Genomic DNA, 24,963 nt, shown 5'->3' with positions numbered 1-24,963 from the left:
TCCACAGATGTCAAAGGACCTGCATCCGCGCCGGCCGGTGTACGCGCCGCGCGGTGTCGTGGCGACCACCCAGCCGCTCGCGGCGTCGGCCGGGCTGGCGGTGCTGCGCAGGGGCGGCAACGCCGTCGACGCGGCGATCGCGACCGCCGTGGCGCTGACGGTGCTGCAGCCGGGGTCCAACGACATCGGCAGTGACCTGTTCGCGCTGGTGTGGGACGGCGAGCGGCTGCACGGGCTGAACGCGTCCGGCCGGTCGCCGGCGCTGCTGACCCGCGACCTCGTCATCGAGCGCGACCCGGCCGCCCGGGCCACCGCCGCGCTCGGTGGCGCGCAGGCCGTCGCGGCGCAGGTCATGCCGGCCCGCGGCTGGCTGCCCGTGACCGTGCCCGGTGCCCCGGCGGGCTGGCACGACCTGCACGAACGCTTCGGGTCGCTGCCGTTCGCGGACCTGTTCGACGACGCGATCGCCTACGCCGAGCGCGGCTACGGGGTCTCGCCGACCGTCGCGCACCACTGGGACCGCGCGGTCGAGGCCATCCACGCGGGGCTGTCCGGCGAGGAGTTCGCCGAGTGGGGCCGCGTCTTCACGCTCGGCGGCCGGGCGCCGCGGGCGGGGGAGCGGTTCAGCAACCCGGACGCCGCCCGCACGCTGCGTGCGATCGCGGCCACCGGAGGTGCCGCGTTCTACCGCGGTGAGCTGGCCGAGCGGATGGTGGCGCACGCCGAGCGGACCGGTGGGCTGCTGCGGGAGGCCGACCTGGCGGAGCACGCGTCGCTCTGGGTCGAGCCGCTGTCCGTCCGGTACCGCGGACACGACGTCTGGGAGCTGCCCCCGAACGGCCAGGGCATCGTGGCGCTGCAGGCGCTCGGCATCCTCGACGGCTTCGGGGCCGGCGGCGCCGCAGACCTGCACCGGCAGATCGAGGCGGTCAAGCTCGGGTTCGCCGACGCCCATGCTTACGTGGGCGACCCTTCGCCGGCTGTACAGTGGCCGCCGCTGCTCACGGAGGACTATCTGGCGAAGCGGCGGGAGCTGATCGGCGAGGACGCCGCGGAGCACCCGCCCGGTGACCCCACGCGAGGCGGGACGGTCTACCTCTGCACCGCGGACGCCGACGGCCGCATGGTCAGCCTGATCCAGTCGAACTACATGGGCTTCGGCTCGCACGTGGTCGTGCCGGGCACCGGCTTCAGCCTGCAGAACCGGGGTGCCGGGTTCGTGCTGGCCGAGGGTCACCCGAACGAGGTCGGACCGCGGCGCAGGCCGTTCCACACGATCATCCCGGGCTTCCTGACCAGGGACGGAGCGCCGGTCGGGCCGTTCGGCGTGATGGGTGGCCACATGCAGCCACAAGGCCACGTGCAGGTGGTCCGGTCGACCGTCGACGACCTGCTGGATCCGCAGGCGTCGCTCGACCGGCCGCGCTGGTACTGGCACACGGGGCTGGACGTGCGGCTCGAGCCCGGCCTCGCCGGCGCCGCGGACGACCTGCGACGGCGCGGTCACCGGGTGCGCATCGTCGACGAGCAGGGCGCCTTCGGCTACGGACAGGCGATCTGGCGCACACCGTCCGGTTACGTGGCGGGCTCCGAGCCGAGGGCCGACGGGGCGGCACTGGGCTATTGATGGCGGATGTCTCCTTGGGGTGACCCGCCGTCGATCCGGGAGGGCCGATACGGCAGGCTAGATCCATGGCCGACGGCAGCACCTGGCACGCGTCCGACATCGACCACGTGATCATCAGCGAGGAGCAGATCCGCGACAAGACGGCGGAGCTCGCCAAGCAGGTGGCGGCGGACCACGCCGACGCCAAGTCGATCCTCCTGGTCGGGGTGCTCAAGGGCGCCGTCATGTTCATGGCGGACTTCGCCCGCGCGCTGGGCCGGGTCGGCCCGCCCGTGGAGCTCGAGTTCATGGCCGTCTCGTCGTACGGGCAGGGCACGACCTCGTCCGGGGTCGTCCGCATCCTCAAGGACCTGGACCGCGACATCACCGACCGGCACGTGATCGTCGTCGAGGACATCGTCGACTCCGGCCTCACGCTGTCCTGGTTGCTGAAGTACCTCGAGAGCCGCTCCGCGGCCCAGGTCGAGGTGGTGGCGCTGCTGCGCAAGCCCGATGCGCTGAGAGTGAACGTCCCTGTGCGGTATGTCGGCTTCGACATCCCTAGCGAATTCGTGGTCGGATACGGGCTCGACTACGCCGAGCGCTACCGTGACCTGCCCTTTGTCGGTGTCCTGAAGCCGTCGGTGTACGGCCGCGGCTGACCCCGCACTTCCTGGGAGTCTGCTGGGAGCATCTCCGTCCCGGCCCACGCCGATCCGCGACTGTCGGTGCCACGGTGTACCGTCAAATGGTCGCGAGCGTCAACTAGGCCATTCTGTCGACGCTTTCGACATCGCGTCGGCACACTGGGTCCGGCGCGGTCAGCGGTCTTACGGATGGAGGGGCCGGGCGCCGCGTGCGCTCGACGACAACATGGAACGTACCCGTTTGTTCCGCCGGCCGGTGGTCTGGATCCTTGTGGTGATCATCGGTGCGATCATCCTTAGCTCCCTCTTCACGTCCGGCCCCAGCTACACAAAGGCGGACACATCGCAGGTGCTTGCCTTGTTGCGCGAGGGCAAGGCCAAGAAGGCGGTGATTCAGGACAAGGAGCAGACGCTCAAGCTTGACCTGAAGACGAAGGAGTCGATCAAGGGTTCCAAGACCGACAAGGTCGAGACCCAGTTCACCGCCCGGTCGGCCAACGACCTGCAGAATGAGCTCAACGAGCTGCAGGCGGCGAAGAAGCTCGACCAGTACAACGTCAATGTCACGCAGGACAATATCTTCGTCAGCCTGCTGATCAACCTGCTGCCGATCGCGGTGCTGGTCGTCCTCCTGCTGCTCTTCATGTCGCAGATGCAGGGCGGCGGCTCGCGGGTGCTCAACTTCGGCAAGTCGAAGGCCAAGCTGATCTCCAAGGACACGCCGAAGACGACCTTCGCCGACGTGGCCGGCTCCGACGAGGCCGTCGAAGAGCTGCACGAGATCAAGGACTTCCTGCAGGCACCGGCGAAGTACCAGGCCCTCGGCGCCAAGATCCCGAAGGGCGTCCTGCTCTACGGCCCGCCCGGCACCGGTAAGACGCTGCTGGCCCGCGCCGTCGCGGGCGAGGCCGGCGTGCCGTTCTACTCGATCTCCGGCTCGGACTTCGTCGAGATGTTCGTCGGTGTCGGCGCCTCCCGGGTCCGTGACCTGTTCGAGCAGGCCAAGGCCAACGCGCCCGCCATCGTCTTCGTCGACGAGATCGACGCCGTCGGTCGTCACCGCGGCGCCGGCATGGGCGGCGGTCACGACGAGCGCGAGCAGACCCTCAACCAGCTCCTCGTCGAGATGGACGGCTTCGACACCAAGGGCGGCGTGATCCTGATCGCCGCGACCAACCGGCCCGACATCCTCGACCCCGCGCTGCTGCGCCCGGGCCGCTTCGACCGGCAGATCGCCGTCGACCGGCCCGACATGGAGGGCCGCAAGGCCATCCTCCGGGTGCACGCGAAGGGCAAGCCCTTCACGCCCGACGTCGACCTCGACTCGGTCGCCCGCCGCACGCCCGGCTTCACCGGTGCGGACCTGGCCAACGTCATCAACGAGTCGGCGCTGCTCACCGCCCGCAGCGAGAAGCGCGCGATCACCAACGACTACCTCGAAGAGGCCATCGACCGGGTGATCGCCGGCCCCGAGCGGCGCACCCGCATCATGAGCGACCACGAGAAGAAGGTCACCGCCTACCACGAGGGCGGCCACGCGCTGGTCGCCTGGGCGCTGCCGCACTCGGCGCCGGTGCACAAGGTGACGATCCTGTCCCGTGGCCGTTCGCTGGGGCACACGCTGGTCCTGCCGACCGAGGACAAGTACACGCAGACCCGCTCCGAGATGATCGACACCCTTGCCTACGCGCTGGGTGGCCGGGCCGCCGAGGAGCTCGTCTTCCACGAGCCAACCACCGGCGCCGGCAACGACATTGAGAAGGCGACCGCGCTCGCCCGCTCCATGATCACGGAGTATGGCATGAGCTCCAAGCTCGGCGCCGTCAAGTACGGCGTGGGCGACGGCGAGCCGTTCCTCGGCCGCACCATGGGCCACGAGCGGGACTACTCGGAGAAGGTCGCGGCCGAGATCGACGGCGAGATGCGCGCCCTCATCGAGATCGCGCACGACGAGGCGTGGGAGATCCTGGTCGAGTACCGGGACGTCCTGGACCAGATCGTCGAGGAGCTGTTCGAGAAGGAGACCATCTCGCAGAACGACATGGCGCGCATCTGCGCCCGCGTCGTGAAGCGGCCGCCGATGGCGCCGTACAGCGGCAACGGCCGCCGGCGGAGGGCTCTGGAGGCCGGCGCCAACGGTGCCGAGCTCGGGACGCCCGTCGGGGTGAACGGCGACGGTGACCACGTGCGGATCACCAGCGGCGGCGAGACCACGGACGGCAAGAACTGAACGAGATCAGCAGCACCGAGCCCGACGCCGATGACGATGGCGCCGGGTTCGGTGTTTCCACGGAGTCCTTCGTCAGTGGCGAGCTCGACCACGTGGCCGCCCGCCTCGTCAGCGGGAAGCTCGGCGGCGTGGAGGTCGAGCGCAACGTCGACCTGAAGCGCATCGAGGCCGCCGTCCGCGAGATCCTCATCGCCGTCGGCGAGGACCCCGACCGCGACGGGCTGCGCAAGACGCCCGGCCGGGTCGCCCGGGCCTACGCCGAGCTCTTCGCCGGGCTGCGGGTCGACCCCGCCACGGTCCTCTCCACGACCTTCGAGGCGGACCACGAGGAGCTCGTCCTCGTCCGCGACATCGAGGTCATGTCGATGTGCGAGCACCACCTGCTGCCGTTCCACGGCGTCGCGCACATCGGCTACATCCCGGGCCACGACGGCCGCATCACGGGGCTGTCGAAGCTGGCGCGGCTGGTCGAGGTGTACGCGCGGCGGCCGCAGGTGCAGGAGCGGCTCACCGCGCAGATCGCCGACCGGCTGATGGAGGAGCTCAACCCGCGCGGCGTCATCGTGGTCATCGAGTGCGCCCACATGTGCATGTCGATGCGGGGCATCCAGAAGGGCGGCTCGCGGACGATCACGTCGGCGGTCCGCGGCCTGCTCCGCGACGACGCCAAGTCCCGCGCCGAGGCGATGTCGCTGATTCTGAGCGGCTAGCGCACAGGTGCTTGCTGAGCCCGGTCGCCGGTTGGTGGCCGGGCTTTCGCGTTTCCTGCGGGGCGCTGACCACCGCGGCGCCTGCTCTTTTCCCGGCGGGTTGCTTGGCTTCCCAGCGGGTTGCTTGCTTCCCGGCGGGGCTCGTGAGGGGTGTCAGCCCAGGAAGAGTACGGCGGCGAAGACGATCATGGGGATCAGGGCGAGGAGGCTGATCGCCATGCCCATGACGGGTGTTCTGGAGGTCGGGCGGCGGGTCGTCGCGCCGATCGTCAGCCAGCCCAGGGCGAAGGCGAGGGCAGGCAGTACCAGAGCACACGGCAGCGCCAGAAGGCTGATCTCGTCGAACCGCTCGCCCGCCAGCAGTGTCGGCACCTGTACGACGGCGGCGAGCACAGCGAACGTGAAATAGACCGCGGCGTTGATCCAGACCCTGGTGCTGGAGGCGGTGTCGGACCTGCCGGGGGCGGCCAGCGCCGCCTCAGACTGCTTCAGACCGGCCGCCGCCACGCGGAGGGCATGGGACACCCTCCCCGGCAGCGATTCGGGCGCTGGAGGGCTCTGGGGGCGCACAGCACCCGTACCGCTCGCGCCGCCCGGCGCTGAGACCGGCACTCCGCTGACGGCGGCCGGGCGCACGGGGCCGCCGCTGACCTGAGCCGGGCTCTTCGCCGGCGCCGGACCTTGCCCCGGGCTCTGCGGACGGGCGGGGACGCCGCTGACCGGCGGGCGGTAGACGGGTTGGGCTCCGGTGGGGCCGTTCAGCGCGCCGCCCGGGGGGCGGTAGACGGGCTGGGCGCCCGTCGGGCCGTTCAGCGCGCCAGGGTAGGTCTGATACGGGCCCATGATCGCGCCCGTGTTGCCGGCGGTGCTGCCCATGTACAGGTTGCCCGTCACCGGCGGGACCGCGCCCGCGGGTCCGGGTGACGCTGGTGATGACGGTGGCGCCGGTGGGGAGCTCACCGGGGCCGTCGTGCGGGGGGCCTGCTGCGGCGCGCTCCTGCGGCGGCCGCCGGGCTGGGCCGCGCCGGTCAGCACAGAGGCCGCGGTCTGCGTCTCCTGCCAGCTCGGCACCACGTCGAACGGGCGGCCACCGACCTCGCGGGCGACCTCCGTCAGGTACGCCTGGTGGTGGGCGAGCTTCGCCCGGATCGCGGCGAGGTCGTCACGGGCGGCCTTCAGCGCCGCTTTGTGCTCCGCGACGACGGCGATCACCTCGCGCCGGACCGTGTCCAGCCGCTGCCCGGCGGCGACGTAGTTGAGCCAGGCCGTGCGGCTCGGCTCACCGACCGGGGCGGGTGGCGTGGTCCAAGGGCCGACAAGCTGGGCGCAGACCCGGCGTACCAGATCCGCGGGCGGCTCAGGGTCGAGGTACACCGGGGCGTTGAGCCTCCCGGGCGTGACGCCGGTGCCTGAGAACGTCGCGCCCGGCGGATCACCCACCCAGGCATGCGGGTTGCGGATGGCGATCTGCGTCGCGTGCGGCAACGGTGCCTGCGTGGTCTCCGCCGTCAGCGGCGGCGGCGGCCAGCCCGCGGCGATCAGGTGCAGCCGGCCCGCCGGACCCGCGTGCGCCAGCCCCGCGATCCTGGCCAGGTCCCGGCCCTCCGTCAGCTCCGGCAGCGACGCGATCACGATCAGCAGCGTCGGCCCGGCACCGTCCGTGCGGGCGGCGAGCCAGTGCTCGCCCTCATCCAGTACCGCGCGAAGACCCTCCGCATCGGTCGCCGGCGGCGGCATGATCGACTCGATGCCGGCGAACCATCCGAACGTGGACCCTTCCTCGACCGCGTCCACCGCTCGAATCCGCACCGAACCCGGCGGCGACGAAGCCAGCAGCCGCAGCACCAGACTGCGCAGCAACCCCGCGACCCGGCTGTCCCTCGCATCGGCGTCGATGGCGATGTGCCCCGCCCGGAGCAACGGCACCACCACCGGGAACCGCGCGTCATCCAGCGGATGCGCCTGCCCGATCCGCACGAACGTCGGCGGCAGCGGCCCCCCGAGCGGCGTGGTGGGCGAGAGCGCGTCCAGCTGCGCCCCGAGCCAGCCGGGCGCCAGCAGGTTCGCGTCGGCCCGCAGCCCGGCGGTCAGGTCGTGCTGCTCCCCGTACTGCTCCGTCGGCGCCGCACTGGGCGAGTAACCATCGAGGATCGGCCCGGCGGCGGCGACCAGCGCAGCGGTGTGCCGGTGCAGCGCTGCCGCTCGCTCGATCCGTGCCCGCAGCCGTGCCACCGTGCCCCTTTCGGCCCGCTCCGATCCAGCAGATGCCGGAACGGTAACGCAGACTGCGGAAGCAGTCAGTAGGCGCACTGGGAGTCTTGTATTCCCGCAGGTGACCGCCACACCCTCCCAACCACACCCCACCCCCTCCCGATCTTGCACCCACCCCCGCCGATCCCTCAGAGCGCGTGGGAGCGTGCCAGCCTCGATGCGGCCCGATAGCCTCTGAACCGTGGACGCATCGAAGCCGAACGAGCCAAACCTCGATCAGGGCAGGTCGATCCCGAGATCCCGCCCCGGCAACGACGAGGTCCTCGAAGGCGAGATCATCGGCAAGGACGAGCCTCTCGGCCGTCCCGCCCCCACCCCGCCATCCAGCCCTCCGAAGCGAGGCCTCGGCCTCCGTAAGACCTTGCTCCTTGTGATCGCAGTAGCTGCCGCCGGCCTCTGCCTGGGGGGCTCAATTGCCACGTACGTCCTGTACGACAAAGCCACCACCCCGGACCGCAGTAGCCCGACGGTGACATTGCAGCAGTACCTACACGCTCGGTTCAATACCCGGGACGAGGCGCGAGCGTCCGTTTTTGTCTGTGATTCACCGAACCTTGAGGAAGTGGATCAAGCAATTGCCGAACTGCGGGCAATTGAATCCAGATACGGTGTTGCTATTACGGCTTCTTTCTCTGACATGGCGGTGACGACGCATGGAAACGAGTCATTGGTTCGATTGAAAATCAACATCTCCATACCGGAGGAAGGTGATAGAAGGTCGCTCTTAACTCAGAATTGGGCTTTCGATGTCACCTACGCTGGCAGTTGGCGAGTGTGCAGCGCAGATAAGCTTTCGTAGCTACTCGACCCAGAGTAGGTGGATCGGCAGTTCAAGGGTCTTCGGTGTTTGTCCGCTCCAAGCCCACCGATACCAGTCCAACTCCTTACAGACCCGCACGCAGATGTCGCCCTCGGTGCTGCTGTACGGCTCTGTCACCGCTCGCAAGTCCCGCTCGTCCCTCCCGGCCTTGTTGTCAGGACCTGGGACGCGTACGACGCGGAGTCCGGTCACCACCCCGACCTCCCGAATCGGCCGGGGCGGCCGAGGTGGCGGCACGTCAAGCGAAACGAGCCGCCCCACCAGGTCCGAACGCCCCTCGGCGGGGGTCACGGCCGAAGACGTCCGCTCCACCCACACCCGCTCGATCGGCACCAGCGGCGCAAAGACCTCGGTTCTTTCCGCTTCGGCTCGGTACCATTCCTGCTCCGATAACGCCGGCACATAGGTCCGGCTCGCCTGCACCACAGGGTCATCGACCCGCAGGTCACCCCGCCAGCCAAGACCCGGCATGCCAACCATCGCCCGGTGCCCGCGGAGGTCACGAACAGACACGGCAGCCACCAGCTCGATGCCCGCAGGAGCGCGTTCGGCACCACCGGCAATCAGATCCCAGTCGGGGAGATCATCGCTCGGGAAACCGCTCACGGCTCCCCTCCGAGTGGCGCACCCATCAGCTGCATGAACTGAACTGGATCCATCGCGCCGTTCTTGCTCGAGTCGCTGTTCCGGTGCGTCTCGAAATGCACGTGAGGACCCGAAGAATGTCCGGTCGTGCCTGAGATCCCGATCTCCTGGCCGGGCGCAACGCTTTGGCCCACCACGACGCTCGGCTGTTTCACCATGTGGCAGTACCGCGTGATGATGCCATTGGCGTGCAGAATGTCGACGAACCAGCCGCAGCCACGAACGGACGGTGAACCATCCCGGTCGCAGCCCCACGGTTTGCCGTTCGGGCCGATCGCGTCGCAGCGCACTTTGATGACACGCCCCGCCGCCGCAGCGTGGATGACGGTACCTCGCGGAACGATGAGATCGACGCCCTGATGAGTGGGGCGGGAGGCGGTCCGAAACCCTGATCCCACTTTTCCCTTGACCGGTGCCGTCCAGCCAGAGGCGGCGATCTGACCGGCACTGACGCATTGCAGGTCGGTCTGATCGCCGACCGCGCGGGCTGCGCCGCCCGTCAAGGAGTTGACCACCGTCGAGGCCAGTTCCTCATGCTTTGCGTAGGCATTGGGGTACGCGCTGCGCTGCACCTTCTGAGCGGCGCGAGTCAGGCTCATGGTCTGCCAGCCGGGAATCGTCACCAGCTTCTCGTAGAACTTCCGCGACGCGTACTTCGGATCCATGATCTGCTCGGGGGTACCCCAGCCAGTGCTGGGTCGCTGCTGGAAGAGCCCGAGTGAGTCGTGGTCGTTGCGAGCGCCCAGATTCGGCAGGTTGCGGAGCCACGACTCCTGCATCGCCGTCGCGACGGCGATCACCCAGCCCCGGGGCGGCACATTGAGATCCTGCCCGACCCGCACGATGATCGCCGCATTACGTACCTGCTCCTGGCCGAGCCTGCGATGGTTCGGCATTTCTGCCGCCACGTCGACCAGTTTCCCGTTGCCGCAGCCGGAATCGTAGGTGACGGTCTTGTTCGCCGCATCGAGGAAGAACGACACCACGCCTCCGCCGCAGCAGACCAGAATCAGTACCGCGGCGAGCGCCACCAGCAGCGCAGGGCGAAGCCTTCGCTGTCCGCCTTCACCGTGCTCGTCAGCGGTCTCGAAGTCGGTCACGCCACCTCCCAGTCCAGCGAGGTGACCTGCCACCGGCCACCGATGGCCTCGAGCTGCAGGATGATCGTTCCGCCATCAGCCGGAACCTTGGCGGTAGCGACCTGTCCGAGGTTCTCCACGACCGTAGAGCCGGTGATCGTAGCGGCAGGGACGTCGCTCGGATCCGTGTCGGCCAGGTCTTCCATCAGTTCGTTCGTCGCGTCCGGCTTCAACCCGTCCCGCCACTGGGCGCCGGAAATACCGGGCTTGCGCAGCCAGGCCTTCGCGAACCGAGTGGCCACCGTGCTCGCGTCGGCGGCCCCTTTGCTCAGAGAAGGTGCCGCCGAGCTCGGCTCCTCCACGACACCGTCGTCGCCGAGCGAGTTGTACGGGTCCGGCGTAGTCGTCGCGGGAGCAACGGTTGGTCCGAGCGCGTCGTTGCCGGTCCCGTCATCGTCCGTGAAGACGGTGCGGCCGAATCCCACGACGATCAGCACAACAACGATCAGGACCATGGCGATGCCGTACCGCGTACCGAGCAGACGCAGAACCGTACGCATGGACGCTCACCCCGGCAGGTTCGCCGACTCCGGCCGTCGCGCCGGCGACCGGTCGGACGTGGACCGTTCGGAGTCGGGCCGATAGATCGAATACGACGGCGCGGTCTCTTGCGGCAAGTCGGGCTCTTCCCACGTCGGCTCCCGCCGCCGTCGCTGCGGACCGTCCTGCCGCGTCGTCCGCTCCTCAGGACGCGTCCGGTCGTCACTCCCGCCGACCGTCACGACGTCCTCGTCCCGCGTCTCCGGCCGGTGCTCTGGCCGCTGATGTCCCGGCAGGCTGTCCCCACGTTGCCGCGGCTCACTCGTTCCACCGGCGTCAACGACCTTGAGCGCCGCAGCCTGCCGCACGTCCCGCAAGAACAACCGGTGCCAGCTACCAGCGGATGTGATGGCGCGAGTGGAATCCTTCCCACCGAGCTGCGTGATCCGCCGGTAAGGCCGCAGCAACAGCCAGCCGACGACTCCAGTCAGCCAAATAAGCACAACCTGCAGCCACCCAGCCAATGAAGCTGTCCCCAGAATTAGAGTGACGGCAAACAGATAGATGGCAGAACCGGCTCCGAAAATAATGACGTTGAACATTGCCGCGACAACCGCATTCCCAAGTCGGCGCAGGCCGGCATTTGCGGGTCGTAGCAGTCCAAGCGTTCCAAGAATTGGTGACGCAATTACTGCCCAGCGAAAGATTAAAAAGCCTAGAATTACCAGGACTGATGCGGTAATGTCGAAAAGGGCGAAAAAGAGGGCAGAAATGATTGCTAGGAAGCCCGCCCCGATTCGATCCATTCCCTTACTGCCCTGCAAGTGTTGGTAGGCTTCAGGATCCTCCGTTTTGATCTGTTCGGAAATCCGCATCCACCGTTGCTGCTTCTGTTCGGTGATCGTCTTCCGCATTGTTGACTGTATTGGAGGTCCAGGCTTCTGGTCTTGAATTCGTTGTTCTTCCTCAGTTGCTGCGCGTCGCTCGTCCGCACGAATACTCTCGACGTCTTGCCAAGAGAAAGACTTTGCGTCGTAAAGTGCCGGTCCGTACTTGGTCGCAGTTACGCTATCGGAAGATCCAAGTGTTCCCCGAAGCCAGTTGCGGTATAGGAGACCGTCTACCACCGTATCGCTGGCACGGGCTGCTGGGGGCCGGACGTCCCGGCATGCCGCTGGATCAGGGTTGCGGCACTTGTCCGGCGGGATGCTTTCATTGGGGGGGCCAACTGCATCGTGAATGATGCCAAGACTAGATATCAGTGTTCGATCCGCTAGCCCCGCCGACCAACTTGGCCACGCGGCGATCGCAGTGATCAGTACCATGACGAAGATTGCCCAGCCTGCCGTCGTGACAGTACTCGACATATCCGCCTGTCGGGAGCGCCATAGGAGGTACAAGCCTACAATTGCCAAGGTCACCGCACCGAACGCTGTGAAGACCTTCGAGTAAACCGCCTTCGTGGCCGTCTCAACGAGCGGATCCGCCCAGCCCCACATGTAGGTTGGATCCCATGCACGCTCGCGTACCGCGTTAGAAGCTCCAATGATGCCCGTGGCGACAAGGAATTCGCCGTTTGCAACAGTAGTCTCGAATTCAGCGCTTGGGTTGGTGACGACGGATGCGCATTTCAAATCATAGGTTGTGAAGTCGTAACCAGCATAGCCGTATTCGCTGTGCCTGAACCAGAGTCTGGATCCGCGTGAACCCTCAGGCTCTGTTGCGAACCAACCCGCCACGCCCGAGTCCGGTGCGCTCGGAGTCGGTGCATCTAGGCAGCTCAGTCGTGATTGAACATCTACTTGAAGCCTGTCCGCGCAGTTCTGAAAATTCCCTTGAATTCGCCACTCCTGAACAGTGCACAGGCCGCCTTCTGGGGCGCGGACTGGGGTGGCGGTGGCTGGGGAGATGGGGCCGGCGAAGAGGGTTGCCAGGGCGGTGACGATGACCACGGCTGCGTGCACGGGCAGGCGTCTCACCGGTCGACCTCCGAGTCGTCGTCGTGGATGTCCACGATCTCGCCGCCGACGGTGTCGCCGGTTGGGATGCCGCCTGGGGTCGTGTCGAGGTAGCGCAGGAGGTCGCGGACGTACGAGACGTCGACGCGGACCTTCTGGACTCGGGCGTCGACGTCGCGCATGACGAACTCCCGGAAGCCGAGACGCGAGGATGAGGACGTGTCGACCTGGGAAAGGGCGGCCAGGGTCTGTTCGTAGCCGACGTCGGTCGGGACGCGCAGGAGGCGGAGGGCCTCGGCGGCGATCTCGGAGTCCTCGGCGATGCGGCCGACGAAGACGGTGGAGACCAGGTTCTGCACGTCCAGGCCGAGGATGTCGCGAGGGTTCTGGGAGGCGACCAGGGCGGCGAGGTTCCACTTGCGGGAGTCGCGGGCGAGGCGGACCAGGAAGGAGCGGCCGGAGCGCCAGCCTTCCATGAAGTGGGCCTCGTCCAGGCCGACGAGCTTGCGCTGGGTCATGTCGCCGCCGTAGCAGCGGCGGACGGCCAGGCGGTGGGCGGTGTGGAGCATGGGGAGGGCGAGGGACTCCTCGGCGGACCAGTACTCGCGCTCGATCTTGAGGTCGGGGAGGCGCAGGCCGGCCATGGTGATGACGGTGAGGGTGGCGTCGGCGCCGAGGAGGCCGGCCGGTGGGGTGCCGAAGAAGAGCATGGCGAGGGGCATCTCGGCGGTGTCCAGGAGGAGGTTGCCGAGCTCGAGGGCGTCGTGGTCGCCGGTGTCGCGCAGGGAGCGGATGACGTCTTCCAGGGTCGACGACTCCTCGGCCGGGACCTGCCGGACGGCGTGGCGGAGCATCGTGGCGGTCGAGGCCTCGCGGGCGACCTGCGGCGGGACCAGCATCATGCAGATGTCCTGCACGAGCATGCGGCGCTCGGCGCGCGCGTTGGAGATGGCGATCTCGAACTCGCGGTCGCCGGAGGGGCCGGGGACGTAGTGGCCGCGCTGCGGGGTGGGGATCAGCGAGTAGGGCGCCAGGGTGCCCTGCTCCGAGCCGGTGAGGTTCAGGACCCGCGAGTACGGGGCGAGCTCGGGCATCGCGCAGAGGCGGGCGAGCGGCCCTGAGGGGTCCAGCAGCGTGACCTGTACACCGCGGCGGGCGTTCAGGTAGCCGAGGGCGCCCATGAGGGTGGACTTGCCACCGCCGGGCTCCGCGACGAAGACGGCGAGGCCGGAGCGCTCGCGGACCTCCATCGGGAAGTGCAGGTCGAGGAAGACGGGGCGGCGGGAGGTGCCCGCGGTGCGGCCGATGAGGTCGCCGCGGCGGTCGCCGACGGTCGAGGCGGCCTGGGGGAGGGCGGCGGCGAAGAGCTTCACCGGCATGCGGCGCAGGTAGCCGGTGTTGGCCAGGGGCTCGCCGGGGATGAACTCGCGCGCGAGCCAGTCCTGCTGCTTCGGATGCTGCAGGGCGACGCGCATCTCGCGGGAGTACATCTGCGTGACCCGGCGGGCGCGCTCCAGGCACTCCTCGCGGGTGCGGCCGCCGACGGCGATGCGGTGCCAGCCGTGCGCGCGCGAGGAGTCGACGGGCAGGCCGGTGCTGATCTCGTCGCCGATGGTGAGGGCGCGCTTGGCGAGCCGCTCCAGCTCCGGCGGGGCGTCGATGCCGTGCTCGCTGTAGTCGGCCTGCTGGGAGCGGATCAGCCGGAGCCGGTGCTCGAGGTTACGGAACGAGTCGTTGGGGCCGAGGATGTCGATCCGCGAGGAGAGCTCCATCGGCCAAGGCAGCCGCTCGTGGAAGTGCAGCCACGGCTCGTGCCGCTCGGGGATCTCCAGGGGCTCCATGCGGCCGACGGTGAGGACGGCGACGTGCCGCTCCTCGCCGCTGACCCGGTTGACCAGCTTGACGGTCGAGCCGTACGGCGTCCGGTAGCGCTCCACCTGCTCGGTCAGCGCGAGCAGGTCGCCGCGCTCCCAGCCGCCGTCCAGCGAGTTGACGTGCGCCGGCGGCGACATGCACAGCGCGACGGAGCGGTAGAGCAGCCACTCCAGCTCGTAGGCGGTGACCCGGCGGCCGCGCATGCCGAACGCGCCGAGCACCTCGTCGAACTGCTCGACGGTCCGTGCCATCCGGCGCCGCTCGGCGTCGGCGACGCCGCGGCGGAAGAGGGCGCCGATGCGCTCGGCGAAGGTGTCGCCGAGGGTGCGCCGGGCGAAGGAGATGCCGAGGTACGTCTGGCCCTCGGCGTGGTTGATCGCCAGGAGGTGCTTCTGCGCGGCGACCAGGTGGTCGGTCCACGACGGGCCGGCGCCGGCCGTGGGCAGCGGGAACGGCGTGTTGTTGTCCACCACGCGCGCCCACTGGTCGGCGGGGAACGGCCGGGTCGTGCGGCGCAGGTGCAGGCGGAAGCCGGCGAGGCCGGCGTACTGCTCGGAGATCGCCGACAGCAGCGCCTCGCGCTCGGCGTCGGGGCGGAACGCCCAGCGGACCTCGGGCAGCCAGTACCAGGCCGTGACGGTGTTGGGCGTGAACGTCAGGTGCCCGGCGATCTCGGTGATCGCCAGGTCGATCGACGGCTGCCGGTCCTTGATCCGGGGCTTCGGCGTGCGGTCCAGCGGCGTCCGCTTGCCGGTGGGCCGGGCGGGCTGCCTGAACGGAGGGCTCGAGCGGCGTGCCGGGGGCACTAGGTCCTTGCCCGGCACGACTTTCCCGTTTGCGGTTCTGGCGCCTGTACGACTGCCGCCGTCGCCCATCGCCGGTGTGGTCAGACGGGGAGCGCGATCCGGCGCCTGCCGCTGCGCCGGCCGCTGCCGCTCGACGGGCGCGCGTTCGCCCGTGCCCGGCCTGCCGGGAAGCCGCGGATACTCGCCGGTGCCCGGCCGTCCGGGGTACTGCGGATGCTCACCGGTGCCCGGCCGTCCGGGGACCTGCGGGTGCTCGCCCGTGCCCAGTCGGCCGGGGAGCCGCGGGTGCTCGCCGCTCCAGTCGAAGGCGTCCGGGTGCTCGCCGCTGCGCTCCAGGCGCTCGGCGGCCGTCAGCGGTCCGGACCGGGCGGCCGGGGGGAGCGCGGGCGGCGGGTCGGCCGGTGCCCGGTCCAACTGCCGCCGCTCATAGGCGTCCACCTGCCGCCGCTCGGCGGCCTCGATCTGCCGCCGCTCGGCGACGTCGGCCTGCTGCCGCTCGGCGGCCGCGTCCAGCAGCCGCCGCTCAGCGGCGTCCACCAGCCGCCGCTCTGCCGGGGCCAACCGCCGGTCGTAGGCGGAACCGGACGAGGGGACCGCAGACGTCGGAGCGGCGGAAGGGGAGGCGGAGGACGGCAGTGCCTCCGTCCGCGGCACCACCCGCTTCGGCGCCCGCAGGTCCTCGGGGACCCGGCCGGCGCCGGACGTCGGCGCCGCCGACACCGGGATGCCGGAGATCGGCCGGTTGCCGGGGTCGCCGGCCGTCGCGCGGTCGCGCGGCCGCCCGCCCGGCGGGTCGTCGAACAGCCCGAGGAACGGCGAGTCGACGTCGGCCGCCGGTGGCGCGCTCGCCGGGCGGTCGGCCGACGGGCCGCGGGCCGGCCCGCGGAACATCGCCACGCGACCGCCCTCGGCGGCGGCCCGCAGGCCACCGTCGTAATCGGACGTGTGCGCAGCGTCGTCATCGACGTCCGGCTGGTTGGAGTAGCCCCCAGTACGGCGGGGAGGCGGGTTGGTCATGCGAGATCACCGGTGAGTTCCGGGCGGATACGCACCCTGGTGGCCACGAGCCGAGCGTCACGCTGCTCGTGGCTCGGCTCCCGGGTGTGGCGCCAGTCGGTCAGGGCTGTGCGGACCACCATCCGGGCGGGACGATCGGGGTCGACGTAGCGGAAGATCAGCGACGTCGCCACGATCGCGAGGGCGATCTCGTAGGCGGGGAAATAGTCGACCTGCAGTGTGATCAGGTAACGGATGAACATGAACAGGGGCACCAGGAGCGCGAACACCCCGTACTGCGCATAGGGCAGCTGGATGGGCAGGGTGTAGCCGGGCGGCCCGAGGTAGACCAGGCGGGCCCGGTAGATGTCGTCGTCGGTGCGCAGCCGCATGTCTTGTTCACTCGTCTCAGCAGTGAGGCTCAGCAGTGAGTCCGGAAGGCACGGCAGCTCTAGTTGAAGAGCAGTTTGACGAGGGAGTCGCCGAAGAAGAAGAGCGACGCGGCGCCCGCGACGAAGGCCAGCCCGATGATCGCGATGGCGGAGCTGGTCAGCACCCGGGAGACCTCACCCTTGCTGGCCCGGCCTATGAAGATCACGCCGAGCGCCGCGAGGAGGATCGGCACGATCTTCGTGGTGAAGAACTGCAGAATGCCGTCGGTGTTGATCGTCTTCGGTGCGGGTTCGGGCGACGGCGCCAGAGCGATCGCATCAGCGACGCGGGTCGTCTCCCCCCACAACGCGTGGCCGATCTCCAACAACATCATCAGACCTCCCCGGAGGCGCGACGGGCGAGGTGCGCGCCGCGCGTTAAGCCTCGCTGATAAGACGACCCGGTCATACGACCCCGGCTGCTGTGTCGCCCTCCAGCGGAACCTTATCCGGGCGTTTGCCCTGCTAAATGCCCATTGTCGGGTTTAACGGTCCGAATAACGTTCACTTGCAGAGAGTACGTTGCAGCCCTCTTTCCAACAAGCTGACCGGTCCGTGATCAGTGTTGCGGATGAGGCGCCTGAGCGGTTACCCCTGGTGGGGGACAGGTGACTGACCGGAGGTGAGTACCTTCATTCAGGTGACGCTCCTTCGCCGTCCTTCCCCCGTGGTCATGGGGGTGCTCAACGTGACCCCGGACAGCTTCTCCGACGGCGGCCGCTACGCCGACCTGGGCGCCGCGGTCGACCACGCCATGCAGATGGTCGCCGAGGGCGCCGACGTGATCGACATCGGCGGTGAGAGCACCCGCCCGGGCGCGGACCGGGTGGACGCGCGCACCGAGCTCGACCGGGTCCTGCCGGTGATCCGCGAGCTGGCCGCGGTCGGCGTCACGATGAGCATCGACACCACCCGCGCGGCGGTCGCCGCCGAAGCCGTCGCCGCCGGTGTCGCCCTGGTCAACGACGTTTCCGGGGGGCTCGCCGACCCCGACATGGCCCACGTGGTCGCCGACGCCGGCTGCCCCTGGGTGCTCATGCACTGGCGCGGCCACTCGCGCAAGATGGCCGATTTGGCCGTTTACGACGATGTCGTCAAAGAGGTGTGCGCCGAACTGCTGGAGCGGGTCGACGAGGCCGTCGCCGCCGGCGTCGCACCCGAACGGCTGATCCTCGACCCCGGGCTGGGCTTCGCGAAGAAGGCCGAGCACACCTGGCGGCTCGCCGCGCACCTGCCGGACCTCATCGGCCTGGGCTACCCCGTGCTGGTCGGGTCGAGCCGCAAGTCGCACCTCGGGCGGCTCCTGCAGACCGCCGACGGCTCCCCGCGCCCGACCGAGGAGCGCGAGGCGGCCACGATCGCCGCCACCGTGCTGTCCGTCGCGGCGGGTGCCTGGGGTGTGCGGGTCCACGAGGTCCGTGGCAACGTGGACGCGATCAAGGTGTGGCAGGCCGTACAGGCGGCGCGGTGACGAATGAGGATGACAAGGGCATGACGGCTGATCGGATCACCCTGACGGGGCTGCGGGTCCGCGGCAACCACGGCGTGTTCGACTTCGAACGCCGCGACGGCCAGGACTTCGTGATCGACGTGATCCTGGAGCTCGATCTCGCCCCCGCCGCGGAGTCCGACGACGTCACCGACACCGTGCACTACGGAGAGCTGGCCGGACGGCTCGCGGAGATCGTCGCGGGCGACCCGGTCAACCTGATCGAGACCCTCGCCCACCGCCTCGCCGACTCCTGCCTGGAGGATTCGCGGGTACGGGCGGCGACCGTCACCGTGCACAAGCCCCAGGCGCCGATTCCGCACGAGTTCGCCGACGTCGCCGTGACCATCCGGCGGACGAGGCCGTGACCAGGGCCGTGCTGTCGCTGGGCAGCAACCTCGACGACCGCGAGGCCAACCTGCGCGGCGCCGTCACGGGACTCGGCGACGCCGTCCGGGCGGTCTCCGGCGTCTACGAGACACCCCCGTGGGGCGATGCCGACCAGCCGTTCTACCTCAACGCGGTGGTGCTGGCCGTCGACCCGGCCGCGACGCCCCGTGACTGGCTCGACCGCGCCCACCGGCTGGAGCGGGCCGCCGGTCGCGTGCGCGACCCGGAGCGGCGCTTCGGCCCGCGTACGCTTGACGTGGACGTCATCGCCGTCTGGGACGACGACGACCGGCCGGTCGTGTCGGACGACCCGGAGCTGACCCTGCCCCACCCGCGGGCGCATCTCCGGGCGTTCGTGCTCCGGCCGTGGCTCGACATCCAGCCCTACGGGCAGGTGCCGGGCCACGGATGGCTGTACGAGCTGGTCCGGGCCGCCCCGGTCGCCACCGACCTCGCCGACCTGCGCCCGCGGGAAGACATCCACCTCGATTCGTGATCTGGAGCCGAGCCGATGGCCACGCCGCCACCCGACGAACCGAACGCGAACGGACCCAAGGGCCGGATGGAGCCGACCAGGCCGGCCACCCTCGTCATCGCCGCGCTTGCGACCACCGCGCTGGCCTGGATCGGCATCAGCAGCCTGTGGAACAGCCTGCCGACGCTGCCGTGGCTGCCGCCGCTGACGCTGATCGGCCTGGCGATCTTCGAGGGCTTCGAGGCGTACTCGACCCGGAACCGGATCCTCCGCAAGGAGGGCGCCGGCCCGCTCCAGCCGCTGGTCATCGCGCGGTACGCGGTGCTCGGCAAGGCGTCGGCGCTGGTCGCGGCCTTGTTCGGCGGCCTCTACCTGGGCATGTCGTCGTGGCTGCTGACCCAGCGGGGCGTGCTCGCCAAGGTCTCGGAGAACCTGCCGCAGGCGCTGCTGGGCGTCGCCGCATCGATCGTCTTGCTCGCCGCCGCACTGTGGCTGGAGCGGTCGTGCCAGGTGCCACCCAGCCAGCGTGACAAGGATCTGCCCAGGCAGGGCCGCATGGACGGACGCCGGGAGGGCGATCGCAGCGAGGACGAAAGCCTCGATCGATAGAGATCTGGCATAAACGCTGCCGTCTTCCTCGCCCAAAGACTGTCGCAGGTCACAATCCGCGGTTACTGTGCGACGCGTAACCGGTCGTCGGCTGGCAGGAGGCGCGCGCGATGGCGTACGACGACTCGCGGTTCCGCGGTGAGCCCGGGTTCCGGGAGGAGCCCGACTTCCGCTCGGGCGGGGTGCCCGAGGACGCTCCCACGCTCGGGGTCTCGAACCAGTCCGTCTACACCCCCGGGTCGTACGCGGCGAACACCGACTACAGCGTCCCGCCGTCGGAGAGCACGCTGGGCCTCGCCGCCAGGCGCGCCACGCCCAGCCCGGCGCAGCTCGGCGACGTCTTCGACGACCCGGAGCACGGCGAGCCCGGCCGCGACCGGCTGGCCGTCCACGCGCTCTGGGAGATGGTGCTGCTCCTCGCCGCGGTGTCGCTGCTGTACCTGCTGCGCGACGCCCGACCGGAGGCCCTGCGCGGCACCGAGCTCGAGTCGCTGCTGCTGGCCGGCGCCGAGCTCGGGCTCGTCGGCATCGCGATGGGGCTCACCCTGCGTGCCGGCGCCGCCAACCTGGCGCTCGGCCCGATCGCGTACGCGTCGGCGCTGTTCTTCGCCGACAACTCCGACCGTGGCCTGGCGATGACCGCCTGCATCACCGCCCTCATCGCGCTTGGCGTCGGCGTGGTCATCGCGGTGCTGGTCGTCGGCTTCCACGTGCCCGGCTGGGCGGCCAGCCTCGGCGTCGCGGTCGCGCTCATGGCCTGGATCGCCGACCAGAACGACGAGAAGGTCGTCACCGGTGCGTACGACCCGCACGACCAGGCACTCTGGTGGATGCTCGGGGTCGTGCTCGTCGCCGTCGCCGGCAGTGCCATCGGCCTGATCCGGCCGGTCCGCCGCGCGGTCGGCCGCTTCCGCCCGGTCGCCGACCCGGCCCGCCGCCGCGGTGGCGGCGCCGCCACCATCGCGGGCTTCGCGATCGCCGGCTCCGCCCTGCTCGCCTCCTTCGCCGGCGTGCTGACCGCGCTCGACCAGCGCGAGGTCACCACCACCCAGAACGGCATGGCCGCGGCCGGGCTCTCCCTCACCATCCTCGCCCTCGGCGCGGCCCTGCTCGGCGGCACCTCCGTCTACGGCCGCCGCGGCGGCGTGCTCGGCACCGTCCTCGCGGTCGCCGCGATCACGCTGCTGTTCCAGTACTCCGCCGCCGAGCAGTGGAACATCGCTCCGCTCGCCGTCGGCGGTGGCGCGATCGCCATCGGGCTGGTCGTGACCCGCCTGATCGAGACGTTCGGCCGGCCGCGGACCGTGGAGGACGACGTCGAGGAGGAGCAGGTCTGGACGCCGAGCACCTCGACCGCCGGCTACGGGTCGAGCCAGGCCGAGCCGGACAGCGCCTGGTCGGCGTCGCGCACCGGCGGCTGGACCAGCCAGCTGCCGGCCCGCAGCACCGACGAGGACTGGGGCGTCGAGGAGCGCTGGGGCAGCAACCGCTGAACCGCGCCGGGCCGCTCATGCCGGCACGCTCCGGTCCCCAGCACCACTCCGGGGTCGGTTATGTCGACTCGCTGCGCTCCCCGACATAACCGAAATTTCGGATATGTTCGCGAAGCGGACATATCCGGGGTAGCGGCTCCGGGGTAGCGGCCTGCGGCACGCCGGGCGAGTGCCGCCGGGGCGCTGGATGCGGGTAGTGCTGGCGACGGAGGGCGTGAGCGCGACCGACCAGGGCGGCGGGTGTCTCGCTAAGCTGTGGTCATGACCGACGCCACCCTTGCGGAGCTTGACGCACTACCCACCGAGGAGCTCCGCGAACGTGCCTTCGCCCTCGCCCGGCAGCGTCGCGACGTGAAGTTCTTCTGGGACCTCTTCAAGCACGTCACGACCAGCAACGATGACACGCAGGACGGCTGGCTCGGCTCGCTCGACGCCACCATCGACGACGTCGTGGCGCTGTGGCGCGAGGTCACCGACCACACCTATGGCGAGTCCGAGCCGCTGGTCCGCGCCGCGTTCATCGACTACATCATGTCGCCGGCCAAGTAACTATCGGTATTTGTTTATAAATCGTGTTTCCCGGGACTCATCCGGGGCATGGCAATCACTCGTTCGCGCTACCGCACCGCGTCAAGCGCGGGCACCCTGGTGGCGTTCCTCCTGGTGCTGATCTTCGGCAGCCCCTGGTACGTCGACTGGGTCAACGAGGGCGACCGTGGCGTGTTCCTGGAGACCCTCGCGTGGCCCGCGTGGAACTTCGACACCGACCAGTCGGTGCGTGACCTGCTCGCCGCCGATCTGAAGGCGATCCTGCTGGTCCTGTTCACGGCCGTGTTCATCACACTGCTCGTCGGCGCGCAGCTCGCCAGCGCGCGCGGCACCATCTCGGCGATCCTGACCGGCTGGGCCGCCTACATGTTCGCGGCGGCGCTGGCCGCCCTCATCACCGCGTTCCTGCTGGCTGACGCCTCGATCGGCGGCGCGGTCGCCGCCGCCGCCGGTGGCGCCGGCTACGGGCTCATCGTCGGCTGGATCATCGGCCTCGCCACCATGGCCGGCCGCCGGTCCTGACAGAATGGCAACAGGGCCGGCGAGAAGCGGCCCGCGGTGGCAGACGCGGCCCTGACAGAACGGCAACGGGGCCGGCGAGAAGCGGCCCGCGGCGGCAGACGCGGGCCTGACAGAGCGGCACGCCGGCGGCGGGAACTCCCCACCGCCGGTCACCGTTTGACGGCGTCGACCTCGGCGAGCGCTACCCGTACATCAGCGGCAGACAGCAACCCGAGCGGCTGATCGCCCTCGCGCACCACCACCGCGTCGACGCCCGCCGCCAGCATCGCGCCGAAGGCGACGCGCAGGGTCGCGTCCGCGGACACCGCCGGCAGGTCGCCGGGGGCGCCGTCCAGGGAACGCAGCCGGTCGCGGGGGATCGGGGTCACCGACAGGCGCATCAGCCCGCGGTCCTCGCCGATGAACTGCTCGACGAACGCGTTCGCGGGGTTGGCCAGCAGCTCTGCGGGCGTCGCGTACTGCTCCAGGTGGCCGCGGTCGGACAGCACCGCGATCTTGTCGCCGAGCTTGATCGCTTCCTGCAGGTCGTGCGTGACCACGATCGTCGTCTTGCGCACGCTCTGCCGCAGCCGCAGGAACTCGTCCTGCAGCCGCCCGCGGTTGATCGGGTCGACGGCGGAGAACGGCTCGTCCATCAGCAGCACCACCGGGTCCGCGGCGAGCGCCCGGGCGAACCCGACCCGCTGCCGCTGGCCGCCCGACAGCTCGTGCGGGTAGCGGGAGGCGTACTGCTTCGGCGTCAGGCCGACGAGCTCCAGCAGCTCGTCGGTGCGAGCGGCGATGCGCTGCTTGTCCCAGCCGAGCATCCGCGGCACGGTGCCGACGTTGGTGCGGACCGTCTGGTGCGGGAACAGCCCGACGTTCTGGATGACGTAGCCGATCGTGCGCCGCAGCCGCACCGGGTCGGCGCGCGTCACGTCCTCGCCGTCGACCAGCACCCGGCCGCGGGTCGGCTCGATGAGCCGGTTGACCATCCTGAGCACGGTCGACTTGCCGCAGCCGGAGGGGCCGATGAGCACGGTCACGTCGCCGCCGGCGATCTCCAGGCTCAGCTCCTCGACCGCCGTGGTGTTGTTCGGATACGTCTTGCCCAGCCGATCGAGCGTGATCGGCGCGCCGTCGGCCTTCGCGGTACGGTCCACGCATGTCCTTCCTGGCTCGCGGTGAGGCGGGCAACCCCTGGTTCTCCTGGAGCTATGTCCGGGACAACGCCGACACGATCCGCGACGCGCTGCTGGATCACGTGGCCATCACCGTGTGGTCGGTCGCGATCGCGGTGGCCATCGCGGTGCCGCTGGCGGTGCTGGCCTACTGGGTGCGCCCGCTCGCCACGCCGATTCTGACATCAGCCAGCGTGCTTTACACGATTCCGTCGCTGGCGCTGCTGGCCTTCCTCGCGCCGTTCCTGGGCACGGGACGCACTCCGGTCGTCGTGGCGCTGGTGATGTACGCGCTGATCGTCATCATCCGCAACTCGCTCACCGGACTGCAGCAGGTGCCGGGCGACGTGCGCGAAGCCGCCACCGCGATGGGCTACGGCCGGGGCGCCCGCCTCCTGCGCGTCGAGCTTCCCCTCGCCCTGCCCGCGATCCTGACCGGGCTGCGGCTCGCGACGGTCTCGACAGTGGCGTTGGTCACTGTCGGCGCGGCCGTCGGCTCGCAGGGCGGCCTCGGCGCGCTGATCCTCAGCGGCTTCCGCAACAACTTCTACAAGGCGCAGATCGCCACCGCCGCGCTCGTCTGCGTGCTGCTCGCCCTGGTGCTCGACCTGCTCCTGGTCGCCCTGACCCGGGCCCTCACGCCGTGGACCAGAAGGAGCAAGGCATGAGCGGCCAGCGGAGCGGCTCGGGCCGCTCATCAGCATTGCAGGTTCGGCTCAGGTCGGCGCCGGAGCGCAGCGGAGGTGACGGCATGAGCGGCCAGCGGAGCGGCTCGGGCCGCTCATCATGGGCGCAGGTTGGCCCAGGCCGGCGCCGGAGCGCAGCGGAGGTGACGGCGTGAGCGCCATCAACGACATGATCAACTGGTTCAACGACCCGCTGAACTGGACCAATCCCGACGGGGTACTGGTGCGCCTGCAGGAGCACCTGGAGATCTCCTTCCTGTCGGTGCTCTTCGGCAGCCTGGTCGCCTGGCCGATCGGGATCTGGCTCGGGCGGCGCGGCGCCGGGTCGGGCGTGGTCGTCATCCTGTCCAACATCACGCAGGCGATGCCCGTCATCGCGCTGCTGACGATCCTGTCGCTCAGCCCGCTCGGCATCGGCAAGCCGGCCGTGGTGGTCGCGCTGACCGTGTTCTGCCTGCCGCCGCTGCTCGCCAACGCGTACACCGGCATGCGCGAGATCGACGAGGAGGTCCGCGACGCGGGCAGGGGCATGGGCCTGACATCCGCGCAGATGCTGATGCGGGTCGAGCTGCCGCTCGCCGTGCCCTACCTCGCGACGGGCCTGCGCATCGCGACCACCCAGGTCGTCGCCACCGCAACCCTCGCGACCCTCGTCAACGGCGGCGGCCTCGGCAACATCATCTCCGCCGGCTTCGGTCTCGGCCCGGGTCGCGGCGACGCCCAGATCCTCGCCGGCGCGGTCCTCGTGGCCCTGCTCGCGCTGCTGATCGACGGGCTGATGGCCCTGGTGGAGCGCAAGGTCACACCCAAGGTGCTGCGGCAGGCCGCGGGTAGGGCGTGACCCGTCCGGGGTACCTGTCACCAGGGGCGCAGCGCCGGTCGCGCCGCGGCCTCCGGCACCGCAGTGACGGGTCGTTACGAAACCGTGCCTGCATGCGGTTGCCGATTTCCCATAGCCAGAGTTGCCTATTTAGCA

General features: G+C 69.9%; 22 protein-coding genes and 1 pseudogene. 14 read left to right on the top strand and 9 right to left on the bottom strand.

What is annotated here, in order from left to right; all coding sequences use genetic code 11:
• Positions 1 to 7 precede the first annotated feature (7 nt).
• From AB0I21_RS24070 to folE, 4 genes are all read left to right on the top strand, one after another.
• Entirely contained in the window at positions 8 to 1,627 is a 1,620-nt protein-coding gene (locus AB0I21_RS24070) for a gamma-glutamyltransferase family protein (protein ID WP_360564294.1), read from the top strand.
• 65 nt (positions 1,628 to 1,692) lie between these two features.
• Entirely contained in the window at positions 1,693 to 2,268 is a 576-nt protein-coding gene (gene hpt / locus AB0I21_RS24065) for a hypoxanthine phosphoribosyltransferase (protein WP_344514126.1), read from the top strand.
• A 211-nt stretch (positions 2,269 to 2,479) separates the two neighbouring features.
• On the top strand, positions 2,480 to 4,483 hold the full coding sequence (gene ftsH / locus AB0I21_RS24060) for an ATP-dependent zinc metalloprotease FtsH (RefSeq protein WP_360564292.1): 2,004 nt from the start codon (positions 2,480 to 2,482) through the stop codon (positions 4,481 to 4,483).
• A 92-nt stretch (positions 4,484 to 4,575) separates the two neighbouring features.
• Positions 4,576 to 5,193 carry a GTP cyclohydrolase I FolE gene (folE, locus tag AB0I21_RS24055; RefSeq protein ID WP_344514130.1) on the top strand — a complete coding sequence of 206 codons (618 nt, stop codon included), beginning with the start codon at positions 4,576 to 4,578 and terminating at the stop codon, positions 5,191 to 5,193.
• 153 nt (positions 5,194 to 5,346) lie between these two features.
• On the opposite strand, the gene AB0I21_RS24050 is transcribed toward folE, so the two are convergent.
• Complete coding sequence (locus AB0I21_RS24050) at positions 5,347 to 7,425, bottom strand: hypothetical protein (protein ID WP_360564290.1); 2,079 nt, start codon at positions 7,423 to 7,425, stop codon at positions 5,347 to 5,349.
• 220 nt (positions 7,426 to 7,645) lie between these two features.
• Here AB0I21_RS24050 and AB0I21_RS24045 point away from each other — a divergent pair, with 220 nt between their 5' ends.
• The gene (locus AB0I21_RS24045) at positions 7,646 to 8,263 is read left to right on the top strand and encodes a hypothetical protein (protein ID WP_360564288.1); all 618 of its coding nucleotides are present in this window, start codon (positions 7,646 to 7,648) and stop codon (positions 8,261 to 8,263) included.
• Here AB0I21_RS24045 and AB0I21_RS24040 read toward each other — a convergent pair whose 3' ends face one another.
• The 7 genes from AB0I21_RS24040 to AB0I21_RS24010 are packed head-to-tail and all read right to left on the bottom strand — an operon-like array spanning position 8,264 to position 16,946.
• Complete coding sequence (locus AB0I21_RS24040; RefSeq protein WP_360564371.1) at positions 8,264 to 8,851, bottom strand: hypothetical protein; 588 nt, start codon at positions 8,849 to 8,851, stop codon at positions 8,264 to 8,266. It abuts the gene before it with no gap.
• 35 nt (positions 8,852 to 8,886) lie between these two features.
• Positions 8,887 to 10,029: a M23 family metallopeptidase gene (locus AB0I21_RS24035; RefSeq protein ID WP_360564287.1), complete on the bottom strand. Its 1,143-nt coding sequence runs from the start codon at positions 10,027 to 10,029 to the stop codon at positions 8,887 to 8,889.
• The gene (locus tag AB0I21_RS24030) at positions 10,026 to 10,568 is read right to left on the bottom strand and encodes a hypothetical protein (protein WP_344514138.1); all 543 of its coding nucleotides are present in this window, start codon (positions 10,566 to 10,568) and stop codon (positions 10,026 to 10,028) included. Before AB0I21_RS24030 ends, AB0I21_RS24035 begins: the two co-directional genes overlap by 4 nt.
• Positions 10,569 to 10,574: 6 nt before the next feature.
• Positions 10,575 to 12,482 carry a DMT family transporter gene (locus tag AB0I21_RS24025; RefSeq protein WP_360564369.1) on the bottom strand — a complete coding sequence of 636 codons (1,908 nt, stop codon included), beginning with the start codon at positions 12,480 to 12,482 and terminating at the stop codon, positions 10,575 to 10,577.
• Positions 12,483 to 12,523: 41 nt separating this feature from the next.
• Positions 12,524 to 16,204, bottom strand: coding sequence for an ATP-binding protein (locus AB0I21_RS24020; RefSeq protein ID WP_360564285.1), 3,681 nt, complete (start codon positions 16,202 to 16,204; stop codon positions 12,524 to 12,526).
• On the bottom strand, positions 16,201 to 16,575 hold the full coding sequence (locus AB0I21_RS24015; protein WP_327006656.1) for a hypothetical protein: 375 nt from the start codon (positions 16,573 to 16,575) through the stop codon (positions 16,201 to 16,203). The genes AB0I21_RS24020 and AB0I21_RS24015 overlap by 4 nt, the downstream gene beginning before the upstream one ends.
• Before the next feature lie 59 nt (positions 16,576 to 16,634).
• Positions 16,635 to 16,946, bottom strand: a complete 312-nt coding sequence (locus AB0I21_RS24010) for a hypothetical protein (RefSeq protein ID WP_344514201.1) — start codon at positions 16,944 to 16,946, stop codon at positions 16,635 to 16,637.
• Between the two features lie 341 nt (positions 16,947 to 17,287).
• Here AB0I21_RS24010 and folP point away from each other — a divergent pair, with 341 nt between their 5' ends.
• From folP to AB0I21_RS23975, 7 genes are all read left to right on the top strand, one after another.
• Positions 17,288 to 18,085, top strand: coding sequence for a dihydropteroate synthase (folP, locus tag AB0I21_RS24005; protein WP_360564367.1), 798 nt, complete (start codon positions 17,288 to 17,290; stop codon positions 18,083 to 18,085).
• A gap of 20 nt (positions 18,086 to 18,105) precedes the next feature.
• Positions 18,106 to 18,471, top strand: coding sequence for a dihydroneopterin aldolase (gene folB, locus AB0I21_RS24000; protein ID WP_360564366.1), 366 nt, complete (start codon positions 18,106 to 18,108; stop codon positions 18,469 to 18,471).
• Positions 18,468 to 18,989, top strand: a complete 522-nt coding sequence (folK, locus tag AB0I21_RS23995) for a 2-amino-4-hydroxy-6-hydroxymethyldihydropteridine diphosphokinase (protein ID WP_360564283.1) — start codon at positions 18,468 to 18,470, stop codon at positions 18,987 to 18,989. Before folB ends, folK begins: the two co-directional genes overlap by 4 nt.
• A 66-nt stretch (positions 18,990 to 19,055) precedes the next feature.
• Entirely contained in the window at positions 19,056 to 19,577 is a 522-nt protein-coding gene (locus AB0I21_RS23990; protein WP_344514145.1) for a DUF3180 domain-containing protein, read from the top strand.
• A 110-nt stretch (positions 19,578 to 19,687) separates the two neighbouring features.
• Positions 19,688 to 21,070, top strand: coding sequence for an ABC transporter permease (locus AB0I21_RS23985; protein WP_360564281.1), 1,383 nt, complete (start codon positions 19,688 to 19,690; stop codon positions 21,068 to 21,070).
• Between the two features lie 261 nt (positions 21,071 to 21,331).
• Positions 21,332 to 21,619 (top strand): hypothetical protein, encoded by a 288-nt coding sequence (locus AB0I21_RS23980; protein WP_360564279.1) that lies wholly within the window; start codon positions 21,332 to 21,334, stop codon positions 21,617 to 21,619.
• A 48-nt stretch (positions 21,620 to 21,667) separates the two neighbouring features.
• Positions 21,668 to 22,141 carry a hypothetical protein gene (locus AB0I21_RS23975; RefSeq protein ID WP_360564278.1) on the top strand — a complete coding sequence of 158 codons (474 nt, stop codon included), beginning with the start codon at positions 21,668 to 21,670 and terminating at the stop codon, positions 22,139 to 22,141.
• Between the two features lie 149 nt (positions 22,142 to 22,290).
• On the opposite strand, the gene AB0I21_RS23970 is transcribed toward AB0I21_RS23975, so the two are convergent.
• Positions 22,291 to 23,283 carry an ABC transporter ATP-binding protein gene (locus AB0I21_RS23970; RefSeq protein ID WP_360564277.1) on the bottom strand — a complete coding sequence of 331 codons (993 nt, stop codon included), beginning with the start codon at positions 23,281 to 23,283 and terminating at the stop codon, positions 22,291 to 22,293.
• Positions 23,284 to 23,285: 2 nt separating this feature from the next.
• On the opposite strand from AB0I21_RS23970, the gene AB0I21_RS23965 reads away from it, so the two are divergent.
• Positions 23,286 to 23,969, top strand: coding sequence for an ABC transporter permease (locus tag AB0I21_RS23965; protein WP_344514154.1), 684 nt, complete (start codon positions 23,286 to 23,288; stop codon positions 23,967 to 23,969).
• Between the two features lie 187 nt (positions 23,970 to 24,156).
• Positions 24,157 to 24,900, top strand: a pseudogene (locus AB0I21_RS23960) (ABC transporter permease); the annotation flags it as partial.
• Positions 24,901 to 24,963: the final 63 nt, after the last annotated feature.

The sequence above is a fragment of the Dactylosporangium sp. NPDC050588 genome, assembly GCF_040654975.1.
Lineage (GTDB): Bacteria > Actinomycetota > Actinomycetes > Mycobacteriales > Micromonosporaceae > Dactylosporangium > Dactylosporangium maewongense.
This window is presented reverse-complemented; position numbering and strand designations above follow the sequence as displayed.

What these genes read in the sequence shown, in the direction of transcription:
- AB0I21_RS24070 (WP_360564294.1), top strand. Translation starts at nt 8, where the DNA reads ATGTCAAAGGACCTGCATCCGCGCCGGCCGGTGTACGCGCCGCGCGGT.
- hpt (WP_344514126.1), top strand. Translation starts at nt 1,693, where the DNA reads ATGGCCGACGGCAGCACCTGGCACGCGTCCGACATCGACCACGTGATC.
- ftsH (WP_360564292.1), top strand. Translation starts at nt 2,480, where the DNA reads ATGGAACGTACCCGTTTGTTCCGCCGGCCGGTGGTCTGGATCCTTGTG.
- AB0I21_RS24030 (WP_344514138.1), bottom strand. Translation starts at nt 10,568, where the DNA reads ATGCGTACGGTTCTGCGTCTGCTCGGTACGCGGTACGGCATCGCCATG.
- AB0I21_RS24020 (WP_360564285.1), bottom strand. Translation starts at nt 16,204, where the DNA reads ATGACCAACCCGCCTCCCCGCCGTACTGGGGGCTACTCCAACCAGCCG.
- AB0I21_RS24015 (WP_327006656.1), bottom strand. Translation starts at nt 16,575, where the DNA reads ATGCGGCTGCGCACCGACGACGACATCTACCGGGCCCGCCTGGTCTAC.
- AB0I21_RS24010 (WP_344514201.1), bottom strand. Translation starts at nt 16,946, where the DNA reads ATGTTGTTGGAGATCGGCCACGCGTTGTGGGGGGAGACGACCCGCGTC.
- folP (WP_360564367.1), top strand. Translation starts at nt 17,288, where the DNA reads ATGGGGGTGCTCAACGTGACCCCGGACAGCTTCTCCGACGGCGGCCGC.
- folB (WP_360564366.1), top strand. Translation starts at nt 18,106, where the DNA reads ATGACGGCTGATCGGATCACCCTGACGGGGCTGCGGGTCCGCGGCAAC.
- AB0I21_RS23990 (WP_344514145.1), top strand. Translation starts at nt 19,056, where the DNA reads ATGGAGCCGACCAGGCCGGCCACCCTCGTCATCGCCGCGCTTGCGACC.
- AB0I21_RS23985 (WP_360564281.1), top strand. Translation starts at nt 19,688, where the DNA reads ATGGCGTACGACGACTCGCGGTTCCGCGGTGAGCCCGGGTTCCGGGAG.
- AB0I21_RS23980 (WP_360564279.1), top strand. Translation starts at nt 21,332, where the DNA reads ATGACCGACGCCACCCTTGCGGAGCTTGACGCACTACCCACCGAGGAG.
- AB0I21_RS23975 (WP_360564278.1), top strand. Translation starts at nt 21,668, where the DNA reads ATGGCAATCACTCGTTCGCGCTACCGCACCGCGTCAAGCGCGGGCACC.
- AB0I21_RS23965 (WP_344514154.1), top strand. Translation starts at nt 23,286, where the DNA reads ATGTCCTTCCTGGCTCGCGGTGAGGCGGGCAACCCCTGGTTCTCCTGG.